Origin of the sequence: Pseudomonas tructae (genome assembly GCF_004214895.1) — a bacterium.
In the GTDB taxonomy this organism is placed as follows: Bacteria; Pseudomonadota; Gammaproteobacteria; order Pseudomonadales; family Pseudomonadaceae; genus Aquipseudomonas; species Aquipseudomonas tructae.
Genome location: NZ_CP035952.1, coordinates 188,529 through 202,683 on the forward strand (window position 1 = coordinate 188,529; position 14,155 = coordinate 202,683).

At 62.1% G+C, this 14,155-nt stretch carries 14 protein-coding genes; 7 read left to right on the forward strand and 7 right to left on the reverse strand.

Annotated features, from left to right (window positions below; translation table 11 throughout):
- Positions 1–12: 12 nt before the first annotated feature.
- The gene (locus tag EXN22_RS00915) at positions 13–381 is read right to left on the reverse strand and encodes a DUF4870 domain-containing protein (protein WP_130262030.1); all 369 of its coding nucleotides are present in this window, start codon (positions 379–381) and stop codon (positions 13–15) included.
- Positions 382–405: 24 nt separating this feature from the next.
- Positions 406–1,128 carry a ribonuclease PH gene (gene rph / locus EXN22_RS00920; RefSeq protein WP_130262031.1) on the reverse strand — a complete coding sequence of 241 codons (723 nt, stop codon included), beginning with the start codon at positions 1,126–1,128 and terminating at the stop codon, positions 406–408.
- 237 nt (positions 1,129–1,365) lie between these two features.
- Here rph and EXN22_RS00925 point away from each other — a divergent pair, with 237 nt between their 5' ends.
- Both EXN22_RS00925 and gmk read left to right on the forward strand, forming a co-directional pair.
- Positions 1,366–2,229, forward strand: coding sequence for a YicC/YloC family endoribonuclease (locus EXN22_RS00925; RefSeq protein WP_130262032.1), 864 nt, complete (start codon positions 1,366–1,368; stop codon positions 2,227–2,229).
- 13 nt (positions 2,230–2,242) lie between these two features.
- Complete coding sequence (gene gmk / locus EXN22_RS00930) at positions 2,243–2,863, forward strand: guanylate kinase (protein ID WP_130262033.1); 621 nt, start codon at positions 2,243–2,245, stop codon at positions 2,861–2,863.
- 21 nt (positions 2,864–2,884) lie between these two features.
- Here the strand turns inward: gmk and EXN22_RS00935 are convergent, their stop codons facing one another.
- From EXN22_RS00935 to EXN22_RS00950, 4 genes are all read right to left on the reverse strand, one after another.
- On the reverse strand, positions 2,885–4,405 hold the full coding sequence (locus tag EXN22_RS00935; RefSeq protein WP_130262034.1) for an APC family permease: 1,521 nt from the start codon (positions 4,403–4,405) through the stop codon (positions 2,885–2,887).
- 112 nt (positions 4,406–4,517) lie between these two features.
- Positions 4,518–5,297, reverse strand: coding sequence for a gamma-glutamyl-gamma-aminobutyrate hydrolase family protein (locus tag EXN22_RS00940; RefSeq protein ID WP_130262035.1), 780 nt, complete (start codon positions 5,295–5,297; stop codon positions 4,518–4,520).
- Between the two features lie 14 nt (positions 5,298–5,311).
- Complete coding sequence (locus EXN22_RS00945; protein ID WP_130262036.1) at positions 5,312–6,805, reverse strand: aldehyde dehydrogenase; 1,494 nt, start codon at positions 6,803–6,805, stop codon at positions 5,312–5,314.
- Positions 6,806–6,822: 17 nt separating this feature from the next.
- The gene (locus tag EXN22_RS00950) at positions 6,823–8,205 is read right to left on the reverse strand and encodes a glutamine synthetase family protein (protein ID WP_130262037.1); all 1,383 of its coding nucleotides are present in this window, start codon (positions 8,203–8,205) and stop codon (positions 6,823–6,825) included.
- A gap of 244 nt (positions 8,206–8,449) precedes the next feature.
- On the opposite strand from EXN22_RS00950, the gene EXN22_RS00955 reads away from it, so the two are divergent.
- The 5 genes from EXN22_RS00955 to EXN22_RS00975 all read left to right on the forward strand — a co-directional run bounded on the left by EXN22_RS00955 (position 8,450) and on the right by EXN22_RS00975 (position 13,190).
- Entirely contained in the window at positions 8,450–9,322 is an 873-nt protein-coding gene (locus tag EXN22_RS00955) for a LysR family transcriptional regulator (RefSeq protein WP_130262038.1), read from the forward strand.
- Between the two features lie 230 nt (positions 9,323–9,552).
- Positions 9,553–9,819 carry a DNA-directed RNA polymerase subunit omega gene (rpoZ, locus tag EXN22_RS00960; RefSeq protein WP_130262039.1) on the forward strand — a complete coding sequence of 89 codons (267 nt, stop codon included), beginning with the start codon at positions 9,553–9,555 and terminating at the stop codon, positions 9,817–9,819.
- Positions 9,820–9,879: 60 nt separating this feature from the next.
- Entirely contained in the window at positions 9,880–11,988 is a 2,109-nt protein-coding gene (spoT, locus tag EXN22_RS00965) for a bifunctional GTP diphosphokinase/guanosine-3',5'-bis pyrophosphate 3'-pyrophosphohydrolase (protein ID WP_130262040.1), read from the forward strand.
- A gap of 23 nt (positions 11,989–12,011) precedes the next feature.
- Entirely contained in the window at positions 12,012–12,392 is a 381-nt protein-coding gene (locus tag EXN22_RS00970) for a RidA family protein (protein WP_110965535.1), read from the forward strand.
- Positions 12,393–12,452: 60 nt separating this feature from the next.
- Positions 12,453–13,190 carry a hypothetical protein gene (locus tag EXN22_RS00975; protein ID WP_130262041.1) on the forward strand — a complete coding sequence of 246 codons (738 nt, stop codon included), beginning with the start codon at positions 12,453–12,455 and terminating at the stop codon, positions 13,188–13,190.
- 3 nt (positions 13,191–13,193) lie between these two features.
- Here EXN22_RS00975 and EXN22_RS00980 read toward each other — a convergent pair whose 3' ends face one another.
- Entirely contained in the window at positions 13,194–14,051 is an 858-nt protein-coding gene (locus tag EXN22_RS00980; protein WP_130262042.1) for an SDR family oxidoreductase, read from the reverse strand.
- Positions 14,052–14,155: the final 104 nt, after the last annotated feature.

Below are 14,155 nucleotides of genomic sequence, written 5' to 3' on the forward strand. Positions count from 1 at the left end.
TTTAGCGGATCATTATTTGATCGGCCGCCAGGTCAGCGGGTAGCGGTACGGCAGGCCGTCGTTGGCCTTGACCCCGGCCATGATGGTCAGGATCAGCACCGCAACCATCAGTATGCCCAACAGTACAACGCCAACCAGCACGAACATCAGCAGCGCGCAAATGATCCCGGCGATGAATACGGTGATCTGGAAATTCAACGCTTCCTTGCCCTGGGCGTCGACGAATGGGTCGACGTCCTTCTTCCAGATCCACATCACCAACGGCCCGAGCAGGCTGCCGAAGGGGAAGAACAGACCCAACAACCCGGACAGATGGCAAAACATCGCCCACTGCCGAACTTCGGCGCTGGGGTTAGGCAACTGCAATGGCTGCTCGGTCATGCTGCGCTCCTTGCCTGGATTGAATCAGTCGGCCAACGAGGCCTTCTGCAGCTCGAACAGGTCGGCCATGCCTTTTTGCGCCAGTGCCAGCATGGCATTGAGCTCTTCAGGCTGGAAGGGTGCGCCTTCGGCAGTGCCCTGGACTTCGATGAAACCACCCTGGCTGGTCATGACCACGTTCAGATCGGTCTCGGCGGCCGAGTCTTCGAGGTAGTCCAGGTCCAGTACTGGCTGGCCCTGGTACATGCCCACCGAAACAGCGGCGATCATGTGCTTGAGCGGGTCACCGCCCTTCAGGCCGCCACGCTTCTTGACCACACGCAGGGCATCGACCAGGGCCACCATGGCACCGGTGATCGATGCGGTACGGGTGCCGCCGTCGGCCTGGATCACGTCGCAGTCGACGTACAGGGTGATGTCGCCCAGCTTGCTCATGTCCAGCGCGGCGCGCAGGGAGCGGCCGATCAGGCGCTGGATCTCGAGGGTACGGCCGCCTTGCTTGCCACGGCTGGCTTCACGCTGGTTACGCTCGCCGGTGGAGCGCGGCAGCATGCCGTACTCGGCGGTCAACCAGCCCTGGCCCTGGCCCTTGAGGAAGCGCGGGACACCATTCTCGACACTCACGGTGCAGATGACTTTGGTGTCACCGAACTCGACCAGTACTGACCCCTCGGCGTGTTTGGTGTAGTTGCGGGTGATGCGGATCGAGCGGAGCTGATCGGCAACGCGACCACTTGGACGTTTCATTTGGGATACCTGTACTGGACTTGAATCTGCCCCGCATTATAGAGCGCGCCGAGCAATGAAGACACGCCTATTGTCGCAAGCCCCGAAACAGGCGGCCCAGGGGCGTTGGTCGGGTTTTTCCGGGAACGCCCTGACTGTTTGTAACATCAGTGGATTGGGAGCCAGCGCCGCACTGCGCTACAATCCTGCGCCTTCAGCCGCTTGGCTTTCCTTCATCTATTGCGCGAGGTACTTCCCATGGTGCACAGCATGACCGCTTTTGCTCGTGTCGAGCGCGCCGGTAGCCAGGGCACCCTGATCTGGGAACTGCGCTCGGTCAATCATCGCTACCTGGAGCCGCACCTGCGCCTGCCAGAGGCCTTCCGCGACCTCGAAGGCGCCGTGCGCGAAAGCCTGCGCCAGGGCCTGTCGCGGGGCAAGGTCGAGTGCACCCTGCGCTTCAACGAAGAACACAACGGCAAGGCCCTGCAAGTCGACCGCGAACGCGCCGCGCAACTGGTCGCCGCTGCCGAGACGGTAGCCAGCCTGATCAAGCAGCCGGCGCCGCTCAACCCGCTGGAAGTGCTGGCCTGGCCGGGTGTTCTGGTGGCCGATGCCGCCGACCCGCAGGCACTCAACAGCGAGGCCATGGCCCTGTTCGAAGAGGCCCTGAACGATCTGAAAAGCGGCCGCAACCGTGAAGGCGGCGAGCTGGCCCGGCTGATCAACGAGCGCCTGGACAGCATGGCCAGCGAGGTCACCACCTTGCGCGCCCTGGTACCGCAGATGCTCGCAGCCCAACGGCAGAAGATCCTCGACCGCTTCAGCGATATGCAGGCCGAGCTCGACCCGCAGCGCCTGGAGCAGGAAATGGTCCTGCTCGCGCAAAAAAGCGACGTAGCCGAAGAGCTCGACCGCTTGAGCACCCACGTCACCGAAGTCCGCCGCGTGCTCAAGTCCGGCGGCGCCGCCGGGCGGCGCCTGGACTTCCTGATGCAGGAACTCAACCGCGAAGCCAATACCCTGGGCTCCAAAGCCTTCGACCCACGCAGCACCCAGTCCGCGGTCAACCTCAAGGTACTGATCGAGCAGATGCGTGAACAAGTACAGAACATTGAGTAAGGCCACCCCGACCATGAATCACAGCAGCGGCACCCTCTACATCGTTTCGGCGCCTTCAGGCGCTGGCAAGACCAGCCTGGTCAAGGCCCTGATCGATGCTGACGACAGCATCCAGGTATCGGTTTCGCACACCACCCGGGCCATGCGCCCGGGCGAAGTGCACGGCGTGAACTACCACTTCGTCGAACACACCGAATTCAAGCTGATGATCGAGCAAGGCGACTTTCTCGAGCAGGCCGAAGTCTTCGGTAACTTCTACGGCACCTCGCGCAGCGCCCTGCAGCAGGTCCTCGACCAGGGCCACGACCTGATCCTGGAAATCGACTGGCAAGGCGCCCAGCAGGTGCGCAAGCTGATGCCTGAGGCATGTTCGGTGTTCATCCTGCCGCCGACCCAGGAAGCCCTGCGCCAGCGCCTGACCAACCGTGGCCAGGACAGCGACGAGATCATCGAAGGACGGATGCGTGAAGCAGTGAGCGAGATGAGTCACTACGACGAGTATGACTTCGTCATCATCAACGATGACTTCGCCATGGCACTGGAAGACCTCAAGGCGGTGTTCCGCGCCAATCGCTTGCGCAAGGTCACACAGCAGCAGCGTCATGGCCAGTTGCTCAAGCAATTGCTTGCCTGAGCAACCCGCCGCTCCAGCCGCTTAGCGGCGGCTGGACACCGTGGCGTGACGGTGCAGGGTCATGCCCAGGAAGAACGCCGGCGCACGCAGGCGCGACAGCATCATCAGCACCAGGCCGAGGATGGTGATGATCATTGCGATCACGAACACCAGGCCCAACCCACCCACATGCGAACCGCTGCCGAACGATGGCGAAGCGCTGTCGATGGCCGTCTGCAGGAAGATCACCGAGAGGATGCCGCCACCGAGCAGCGGGCACAGGCCACGCAACAGGAAGTGCCGCACGCTATCGAACAGGCTGTGGCGGAAGTACCAGACGCAGGCGTAGGCGGTCAGCGAATAGTAGAAGCAGATCATCATGCCCAGCGCGGTAATGGTATCCGCCAGAACGTTCTCGCTCAGGGTGCGCATGGTCACGTAGAACACCCCTGCGGCCATACCGGCGCAGATGGTGGCGTAGCGCGGGGTTTTCGAGCGCGGGCAGACGCTGGCAAAGCGCTCAGGCACGGCGCCGTAGTACCCCATGGCCAACAGCGTACGCGCCGGCGACACGAAGGTGGACTGCAGCGAGGCGGCGGTACTGGCCAGCACGGCGATCGACATCAGGATGGCCAGGGGGCCCATGACTGGACCGGCCAGGTGAGCGAAGACGTTTTCCTGGATGCGCGGGTTGTTCAGGCCCAGGCCAATGTCACCGATACCGGCAAATTGCAGGGTGGCGATTGCCGTGACCAGGTACAGGCCGAGAATCAGCAATACAGTCAGGGTGGCCGCACGACCAGGGGTATCACCGCTGCCCACCGACTCTTCACTGATGCTCAGGCACACGTCCCAGCCCCAGAAGATGAAGATCGACAGCGACAGGCCGGCGGTAAAGGCGGAGAACGACTCAACGCCGAAAGGGTTGAACCAGTCCAGGTCGAACTCCAGCGGCGGCGTCACCGACGACTCGCCAAACGCGGCCATGGCAAAACCCACCAGCACCACCAGCTGCAACGCCACCAGGCCGTACTGCACGGTCATGGTCGTGGCAATGCCGCGACAGCAGATCCACACCGCCATGGCGATGAACACGCAGCAGGTGACGACGTTGATCAACAGGTTGTCGCTCAAGGCAGCCACCTCATGGCTGCCGGTGATCTGCCCAAGGAACAAATAGAAGAAGTCGACGGCCACCCCGGCCAGGTTGGACAGCACGATGGTGGTCGCAGTGACCAACCCCCAGCCGCCGATCCAGCCGATCATCGGGCCGAACGCCCGCGCCGACCAGGTAAAGGAAGTACCGCTGTCAGGCTCAGCCGCATTCAGCTCGCGGTAACCCAAGGCCACCAGCAGCATTGGCAGGAAGCCAACGATGAATACCGCCGGCAAGTGAGCCCCGACTTCACGCACGGTCGGGCCCAGCGCGCCGGTCAGGGTATAGACCGGGGCGATGGTGGAAATGCCCAGCACGATGCTGGCCAGCAGTCCGAGCCGGCCCTTGGCCAGCCCCTTGGATCGCCCGCCCTCACCTGGGGACAGGCCTGCTTTGTGTTCACTCATGAGTAGTTGCCGCCAATATTGGTATTGTTTTTCAGGACACCCCACGGGGCGTCCGCTTTCACTCACTGAAACCTGTTGCGTGGTACTTCAAGCCCGGATCAACCGGCTGACCTCATAGGGCCTTCTCCCGCTTCTGCTGGCTCGCGGCACGGGCCAGGCAGGCCTCGCGGAACGCCTGAAACAGGCGCAGCGACACCGGGTTGTCGGCAAAGCGGTACTCGGGGTGCCACTGCACACCGACCACAAAGCCTGGGGCGTCATCCATCGACACCGCTTCGATCAGTCCATCAGGGGCCAATGCTTCGGCTCGCAGGTCGCCAGCCAGGCGATCGATACCCTGGCTGTGCAGCGAATTGACCATGAAGCTTTCGTCCATCCCCAGGCGTTCGAACAGCCCGCCGGGCTGGACAGTGACCAGGTGACGGGGGCTGTATTGTTCTTCCAGCGGGGCATCCTGCGGCTCGCGATGATCCAGGTAGCCGGGCAGTTCCTGCACCCTCTGGTGCAGGGTGCCGCCGAGGGCCACATTGAGTTCCTGGAAACCGCGGCAGATGCACAACACCGGTACGCCGTCGGCAATCGCCGCCTGCAGCAGCGGCAAAGTCAGCCGATCACGAAACACGTCGTGCCGGGTTCCTTCCACGCTGGGGGCGCCATTGTAATGATGCGGCTCGACATTTGAAGGCGAACCGGTAAAAAGAATGCCATCGAGGCGCTCTAAAACACGGCGCGGGTCACTGGGCTCGGCCCGTGCCGGGAGGATCAGCGGGATCCCGGCAAAACCTGCGGCCTCGACATATTTGTCGCCAACGGTGTGCGACGAGTTCTTGCCCAACTGCTGGCGGCAAGCGGAAACGCCAATCAAAGGCGGCAGTGCAGCGGTAGTTTGCATGGGTTCACCCTCCCTTACAGCTTGATCCAGGTCGCCTTGAGTTCGGTGTATTTGTCGAAAGCGTGCAGCGATTTGTCCCGGCCATTGCCCGACTGCTTGAAGCCGCCGAACGGCGCAGTCATGTCGCCGCCGTCGTACTGATTGACCCAGACGCTGCCAGCACGCAGGGCGCGAGCTGTGTTGTGGGCGCGGGAAATATTGCTGGTCCACACCGCTGCCGCCAGGCCAAAGGGCGAGTCGTTGGCAATGGCGATGGCTTCTTCAGCACTGTCGAAGGTGATCACTGACAGCACCGGGCCGAAGATTTCTTCGCGGGCGATGCGCATGGCATTGGTGACGCCATCGAAGATCGCCGGCTGCACATACACGCCGCAGGTGTCTTCAAGCACACGCTCACCACCGATGACCAGCGTGGCGCCATCAGCCTTGCCGGCCTCGATGTAACCAAGCACGGTGTCCAACTGGGTGGTATCGACCAGGGCGCCGACGCGGGTATCCGGGTCAAGTGCATGGCCAGGTTTCCAGGCTTTGAGGGCTTCAACCACCATCGGCAGGAAGCGCGCCTTGATGCTGCGCTCGACCAGCAGCCGCGAGCCGGCAATGCACACTTCGCCCTGGTTGAAGGCGATGGCGCTGGCCGCAGCTTCAGCGGCGGCCTGCAGGTCCGGAGCGTCGGCAAAGACGATGTTCGGGCTCTTGCCACCGGCTTCGAGCCAGACCCGCTTCATGTTCGACTCACCGGCGTAAACCATCAGTTGCTTGGCAATACGGGTGGAGCCGGTGAACACCAGGGTGTCGACGTCCATGTGCAGGGCCAGGGCCTTACCGACGGTATGACCGTAGCCTGGCAGCACGTTGAGGACACCAGCCGGCAGGCCCGCTTCGATCGCCAGCTGGGCAATGCGAATGGCGGTCAGCGGCGATTTTTCGGACGGTTTGAGGATCACCGAGTTACCGGTGGCCAGGGCCGGACCGAGTTTCCAGCAGGCCATCATCAGTGGAAAATTCCACGGAACAATGGCCGCGACCACGCCGACCGGCGAGCGGGTGACCAAACCCAGCTGGTCGGACGGGGTCGCAGCAACTTCGTCGTAAATCTTGTCGATGGCTTCGGCGTGCCAGCGAAGGGCGTTGGCCGCTGCCGGAATATCGATGCTCAAGGAATCGGCAATCGGCTTGCCCATGTCCAGGGTTTCCAGCAATGCCAGTTCTTCGGCATTGGCCAGGAGTAAATCAGCAAAGGCGATCAGCACCTGCTTGCGCTGGGCCGGGGCCTGGTCAGCCCAGATGCCACTGTCGAAGCTGCGTCGGGCAGCGACCACCGCACGTTCGGCATCGGCGCTGTCACAGCTGGCGATCTGCGCCAGATGGCGGCCATCGACCGGGCTTGCGCACTCGAAGGTCTCGCCAGACACGCTGGCGCAGTACTGGCCGTCGATAAAGGCACGGCCTTCGATGTTCAGGCCCTGAAAAAGCTGTTCCCAGTGTTGGCGGGGTGCTGTTGTCATTGTTGTTCTCTCCGGCGTCACACCGTGTGCAGGTACCAGTTGTACTCGAGGTCGGAAATCGACACCTCGAACTCGGCCATCTCGCTTTCCTTGCAGGCGACAAAAATATCGATGTAGTCCGGGCTGATGTATTGGTTCAGCACTTCACTGTCATCGAGCTCACGCAGCGCATCGCGCAGGTTGTTCGGCAGGCTCTGTTCCAGTTGCTCGTAGGAGTTGCCCTCGATGGGCGCTCCCGGCTCGATCTGGTTGGTCAGGCCGTGATGAATACCGGCGAGAATGGCCGCCATCATCAGGTACGGGTTGGCATCAGCGCCGGCGACACGGTGCTCGATGCGCACGGCATCGCTGCTGCCGGTCGGTACGCGGACCGCTACGGTGCGGTTGTCCAGGCCCCAGCTTGGCGCGTTGGGCACATAGAACTGGGCACCGAAACGCCGATAGGAGTTGATGTTCGGGCACAAGAAGGCCATCGACGCCGGCATGGTCTCCAGCACACCACCGATGGCGTGGCGCAGGGATTCACTTTGCAGGGGGTCTTCGCTGGTAAAGATGTTCTTGCCGGTTTTCTTGTCCAGCAACGAGATGTGCACGTGCAGGCCGTTGCCGGCCTGGCCCGGGTAGGGCTTGGCCATGAAGGTGGAGTCCATTTCATGGTCGTAGGCGATGTTCTTGATCAGGCGCTTGAGCAACACCGCGTAGTCGCAGGCCTTCATCGGGTCGGCAACGTGGTGCAGGTTGACCTCGAACTGCGCCGGGGCACTTTCCTTGACGATGGCGTCGGCCGGGATGCCCTGCTCCTTGGCGGCTTCGAGCATGTCTTGCAGGCAATCGACGTACTCGTCGAGGTCGTCGATCAGATACACCTGGGTCGATTGCGGACGCTTGCCGGAGATCGGCGAACGTGGCGGTTGCGGCCGGCCATTGAGGTTGTCCTGATCAATCAGGTAGAACTCCAGCTCAAACGCCGCGCAAATATCCAGGCCCAGCGCATCGAACTTCGCCACCACGCTGCGCAGCACTTCACGCGGGTCGGCAAAGAACGGCGTGCCGTCGAGCTCGTGCATGGTCATCAGCAATTGCGCGGTCGGGCGCTTCTGCCAGGGTTCAAAGGCCAGGGTCCCGGGAATCGGGAAGCAAATGCGGTCGGAATCGCCGATGTCCAGGCCAAGGCCGGTGCTTTCGACGGTCGAGCCATTGATATCCAGGGCAAATAGCGAAGCCGGCAGGTTGATGCCTTTTTCGTAAACCTTGACCAGGCTTGCACGCTCGATGCGCTTGCCGCGCACCACGCCGTTCATGTCTGCAATCAGCAGATCGACAAATTGCACCTCAGGGTGGGCCTGGAGAAATTCACCCATCTCATCGAGAGGGATGGCGCACGGGGAGACCGACGTCATGGCTAGGCATCCTTTGATTTTTTATCGAACGACATGGAGGAGGTACTACTGCGCTATCGGGAGCGGCGATGGTTTCATTTGTTCTTTTTAAGTGGTCCCATCGTGGGGAACAGCTGAACGCCGTGGCTTTGCACGGACGTTCCAGATTCTGGCAACGTCGTGACTTGATTCACGACTGCCGCCTCACTATAGAATGGCCCCTACGCAACAGACATTGGCATTTAGGCAAGCAAAGAGTGCATCCATGCAATATCAGATCAGCCACGCCGACCTTTCCCTGGTGCTTGCACTGGTCCGCGGCCGCTCCCTGGCCAAGGCCGCCGAGCTGCTGAAGGTCGATGTATCGACTGTTTTTCGTTCGATCCGGCGCATGGAAGCCGCCCTGGGTACCGCGTTATTCGTCAAAAGCCGCAAGGGTTACATCCCCACCGGCACCGCCCAGGCCCTGGCCGAGCAGGCCGAGCGTGCCGAGCAAGCGCTGGATGCCGCGCGGGTGGCGCTGGAGCACGGTGAGCAGGTGGTCAGCGGTACGGTGCGCCTGACCTGCACCGACGCGGTGCTGCACAGCCTGCTACTGCCGGCACTGGCCGAATTCATGCCGGCCTACCCTGCGCTGTCGCTGGAGCTGGCGACCTCCAACACCTTTGCCAATCTCAGCCGACGGGATGCCGACCTGGCCCTGCGCCTGACCAACACCCCGCCGGAACACCTGGTCGGGCGTTGCCTGGGGGCGGCGTCTTACGTGATCTGCGGGCGCGAGGAGTTTCGCCAGAGGCTCAAGGAGCCCAGCCTGCCCTGGATCGCCCCGGATGACACCATGCAGGATCACCCCACCGTGGTCTGGCGCAGCGAGCACCTGCCTGGGGTGACACCGCGCTACCGCTGCAGCAGCATTTCTGCCATCGCCCAACTGGTGACCGCCGGGCTCGGCGTGGCCGCCCTGCCAGACTACATGGCCCACGACTTGCCCGGCGTCGGCCCCCTCAGCGAAGCCTTGCCCGGCTGCGACACCGAACTGTGGCTGCTGACCCGCCCGGATTGCCGGGCATTGCGCTCGGTGCAGACACTGTTTGATGAGTTGACCCCGCGCCTGCGTAACGCCTTGGGTCGCCAGTGAAATCGTCATCGCGGGGCAAGCCCGCTCCCACAACGCTTCTGTAGGAGCGGGCTTGCCCCGCGATGCTTTTCACCACAAACAGTTGTGCCAGAGCCCTTCAAGTGGTTATCGTCGAGGTATCAAGGGCTCGAAGTGAAATCAAAGCTTCCCTAAAGGCTGGTGATTTTTTAAACTATCGAGTCCGCTCGCCCATTCGGGCTGAACACCGCATTTGCTACTTGAGGAAGACCATGGCCCGCGTAACCGTTGAAGACTGCCTAGAACACGTGGATAACCGTTTTGAGCTGGTCATGCTCTCCACCAAGCGTGCCCGTCAACTGGCCACCGGCGGCAAAGAGCCGAAAGTGGCATGGGAAAACGACAAGCCTACCGTCGTCGCCCTGCGTGAAATCGCTGAAGGCATCTGCACCCCTGAGTTCATGGCAGCAGAATCCATTGTTCACGCCGAGCCTGCCTTTGCATTCGGTAGTGAGGAAGAGGCCAACGAGGCCGTCTAAGCCTATGCCTGGTCGACGTAGTACGGCGCAGGTCCCCGTCCCTTGGCAAGAGGTAACCCCATGCCGAGCATAGACGCCCTCGCCGATCGCTTGTCGACCTACCTCGGCGCCGACCAGGTCAACCTGGTACGCCGGGCGTATTTCTACGCCGAACAAGCCCACGACGGCCAGCGCCGTCGCAGTGGCGAAGCCTACGTCACGCATCCGCTGGCAGTGGCAAGCATCCTCGCCGACATGCACATGGATCATCAGAGCCTGATGGCCGCCATGCTCCATGACGTGATCGAAGACACCGGCATCGCCAAAGAAGCGCTCAGCTCGCAATTTGGCGAAACCGTGGCCGAACTGGTCGACGGCGTCAGCAAGCTGACCCAGATGAACTTCGAGACCAAGGCCGAGGCCCAGGCGGAAAACTTCCAGAAAATGGCCATGGCCATGGCCCGGGACATCCGCGTGATCCTGGTCAAGCTGGCCGACCGCTTGCACAACATGCGCACCCTCGAAGTGCTGTCCGGGGAAAAACGCCGGCGTATCGCCAAAGAGACCCTGGAAATCTACGCACCCATCGCCAACCGGCTGGGCATGCATAGCGTGCGCGTAGAGTTCGAGGACCTGGGCTTCAAGGCCATGCACCCGATGCGCTCCGCGCGTATCTACCAGGCAGTCAAGCGCGCCCGCGGCAACCGCAAGGAAATCGTCAACAAGATCGAAGAGTCGCTGGCCCACTGCCTGGCGGTCGACGGCATTGAAGGTGAAGTCAGCGGCCGGCAGAAGCACCTCTATGGCATCTACAAGAAGATGCGCGGCAAGCGCCGGGCCTTCAACGAGATCATGGACGTCTACGCCTTCCGTATCATCGTCGACAAGGTCGACACCTGCTACCGTGTGCTCGGCGCCGTGCATAACCTGTACAAGCCGCTGCCAGGGCGCTTCAAGGATTACATCGCGATCCCCAAGGCCAACGGCTACCAGTCGCTGCATACTACGCTGTTCGGCATGCACGGGGTGCCCATCGAGATCCAGATCCGCACCCGCGAAATGGAAGAGATGGCCAACAACGGCATCGCCGCTCACTGGCTGTACAAGTCCAGCGACGACGAGCAGCCCAAGGGCACCCATGCCCGCGCGCGCCAGTGGGTCAAAGGCGTGCTGGAAATGCAGCAACGTGCTGGCAATTCCCTGGAGTTCATCGAAAGCGTGAAAATCGACCTGTTCCCGGACGAGGTCTATGTGTTCACGCCCAAGGGCCGGATCATGGAGCTACCCAAAGGCTCCACGGCGGTCGACTTTGCCTACGCGGTCCACACCGACGTCGGCAACAGCTGTATTGCCTGCCGTATCAACCGCCGCCTGGCACCGTTGTCAGAACCCCTGCAAAGCGGCTCGACGGTCGAGATCGTCAGCGCCCCGGGCGCTCGTCCCAACCCGGCCTGGCTCAACTTCGTGGTCACCGGCAAGGCCCGTACGCACATCCGTCATGCGCTCAAGCTGCAGCGCCGCTCGGAGTCCATCAGCCTTGGCGAGCGCCTGCTGAACAAGGTCCTCAACGGTTTCGACAGCGCCCTGGACAAGATCCCTCAGGAACGCATCCAGGCCATGCTCGGCGAATACCGCCTGGAACTGCTCGAAGACCTGCTCGAAGACATCGGCCTGGGCAACCGCATGGCCTATGTGGTGGCGCGCCGCCTGTTGTCCACCGAAGGCGAGCAACTGCCTAGCCCGGAGAGCCCGCTGGCAATCCGCGGCACCGAAGGCCTGGTGCTGAGCTACGCCAAATGCTGCACGCCGATCCCGGGCGACCCGATTGTCGGCCACCTGTCGGCGGGCAAAGGCATGGTGGTGCACCTGGAGAACTGCCGCAACATCAGCGAAATTCGCCACAACCCGGAAAAGTGCATCCAGCTGTCCTGGGCCAAGGATGTCACTGGCGAGTTCAACGTCGAACTGCGCGTCGAGCTGGAACACCAGCGCGGCCTGATCGCCTTGCTGGCCAGCAGCGTCAACGCCGCCGACGGCAATATCGAGAAGATCAGCATGGACGAACGCGATGGTCGCATCAGCGTGGTCCAACTGGTGGTCAGCGTGCACGACCGCGTGCACCTGGCACGCGTGATCAAAAAACTGCGCGCCCTGACCGGGGTGATCCGAATCACCCGCATGCGTGCGTAGCCCAATAACAGCAAGGAGTCATCATGACCAAGACCGTCATCACCAGTGACAAGGCCCCAGCCGCCATCGGCACTTACTCCCAGGCGATCAAGGCCGGCAATACCGTGTACATGTCCGGGCAGATCCCACTGGACCCGAAAACCATGGAACTGGTCGAAGGCTTCGAAGCCCAGACCGTCCAGGTCTTCGAAAACCTCAAGGCCGTTGCCGAGGCCGCTGGCGGTTCGTTCAAGGACATCGTCAAGCTGAACATCTTCCTCACCGACCTGAGCCACTTCGCCAAGGTCAACGAGATCATGGGCAAGTACTTCGAACAACCGTACCCAGCCCGCGCCGCCATTGGCGTTGCAGCCCTGCCGAAGGGCTCGCAAGTTGAAATGGATGCCATCCTGGTCATCGAGTAACACCTGCGAAGGCACGCCAGCAGGTGTGCCTTCTCCCCCGCCCCTGCAAGGACCCCCGTCATGCGCTACGCGCTCGCCCTGTCGCTGCTCGCCACCCTGTTGAGCGGCTGCGCCAGCCACAGCCCGGAAGACCTCAACGGCACCTGGATCAACCAGAACGCCATCGACGCCGCCGCCAAAGGCTCAAACCTGCGCCAGGCCCTGCTCGCCAATGGCCCGAATCTGGAATGGAAGATCAACATCGCAGCTGGCCAGGCAACCTTCAGCAACGGTTTCGAGGCCGGTGACGGCAAGCTCAAGGCGCTCAAGGACAACCAGTGGGAAGTGGACTTCTACGGTAACTACGTCGAGACCCTGAGCCTGGACGGCGACGAGCTGGTTCAGGCCGCCAACGAAGCCAATGGCCAGCAGAGCTTCCAGCGCGCCGAAACCCCGGCACCGATCGACACCCCTGCCGGCACCACCTTTGAGACCGCGCTTTACAGCGCTTACATGGGTGGCGACTGGAAGATCATCGAAGGCCCGGGCCAGGGCGCCGCAGTCCACTTTCGCGCCAATGGCAGCCTCGACGGCCTGCCGGGCCTGGATCGCTACGCCCTGTGCCTGGCTGGCGATTGCGCAGCGATGAGCGGCGAGTACGACAGCCTCTGGCTGGAACGCAACCAGCAAGGCAACCCGTGGATTTTCAAGCGTGATGGCAAACAGCTGGAGATCTTCCAGGCCATCAACCAGGCCCAGGCCGACGAGATGCCGGATTTGCATCCTGGCACCCGCCGCTGGCTGCTTGAACGTCAGTAAAGGCTAGTTGCTGCCGGCAAGGATGGCTGCATAGCCTTCCTTGTAGCTTGGGTACTGTGGCACCCAGCCCAGCGCCCGGGCCCGGGCGTTGCTGCAGCGCTTGCTGCCGGTGCGCCGCACCCGCTCCTGTTCCGACCACTGGGTAACGCCCATGTACTCGCGCAACCAGGCAACCACGTCAAACAGCGGTGCCGGCGCGTCATCGACGCCGATGTAACACGCTTCCAGCGCCTTGCCCTGAAGATCGGCCTTGAGCAAAAAGGCCAGCAGCCCGGCGGCGTCTTCGGCGTGAATACGGTTGCCGTACAGCGGTGGCTCTTCAGTCACCCGGTAACCCTGGCGGACCTGGCTGAGCAGCCATTCGCGACCCGGACCATAGATACCGGTGAGACGCACAATGGTGCTGGGAATACCACTGGCCAGGGCCAGTTGTTCGGCTTCGAGCATGACCGTGCCCGAATAGCCTTCAGGCTCCACGACAGCAGTTTCGTCGATCCACTCGCCATCTTTCTGCGCATACACGCTGCTACTGGAAACAAACAACAGGCGCCGCGGCGTCTGCTTGCGCTCAGCCAGCCAGCTCAGCACAGTGCGCAGGCCCTCGACATACGCAGCCTGATAACCAGCCTCGTCATGCTGGCTTGCCGCCACGCTGTAGACCAGGTAATCCGGAGCGTCAACCGGCCATGCGTCCGGGCAGCGCGGATCATTCAGGTCAGCAGCGATGGCCGCCACCCCTTCTGGCAATTGTCCAACACTGCGGCGCAGGCCACTTACCGGCCAACCCGAGGCCAGCAATTGCTTGGCCAGACGGCCACCGACATCGCCACAACCGACGATCAGAACTGAAGGCGCAGACATCCCGAAACTCCGTAAATCAAAGGCCCAGCCTATCTAAATAAATCGATAGGCGGCTAGCTATGGTGGAAAAAAAGTAACTTTATTACTTCTGCTAACAAGAATTA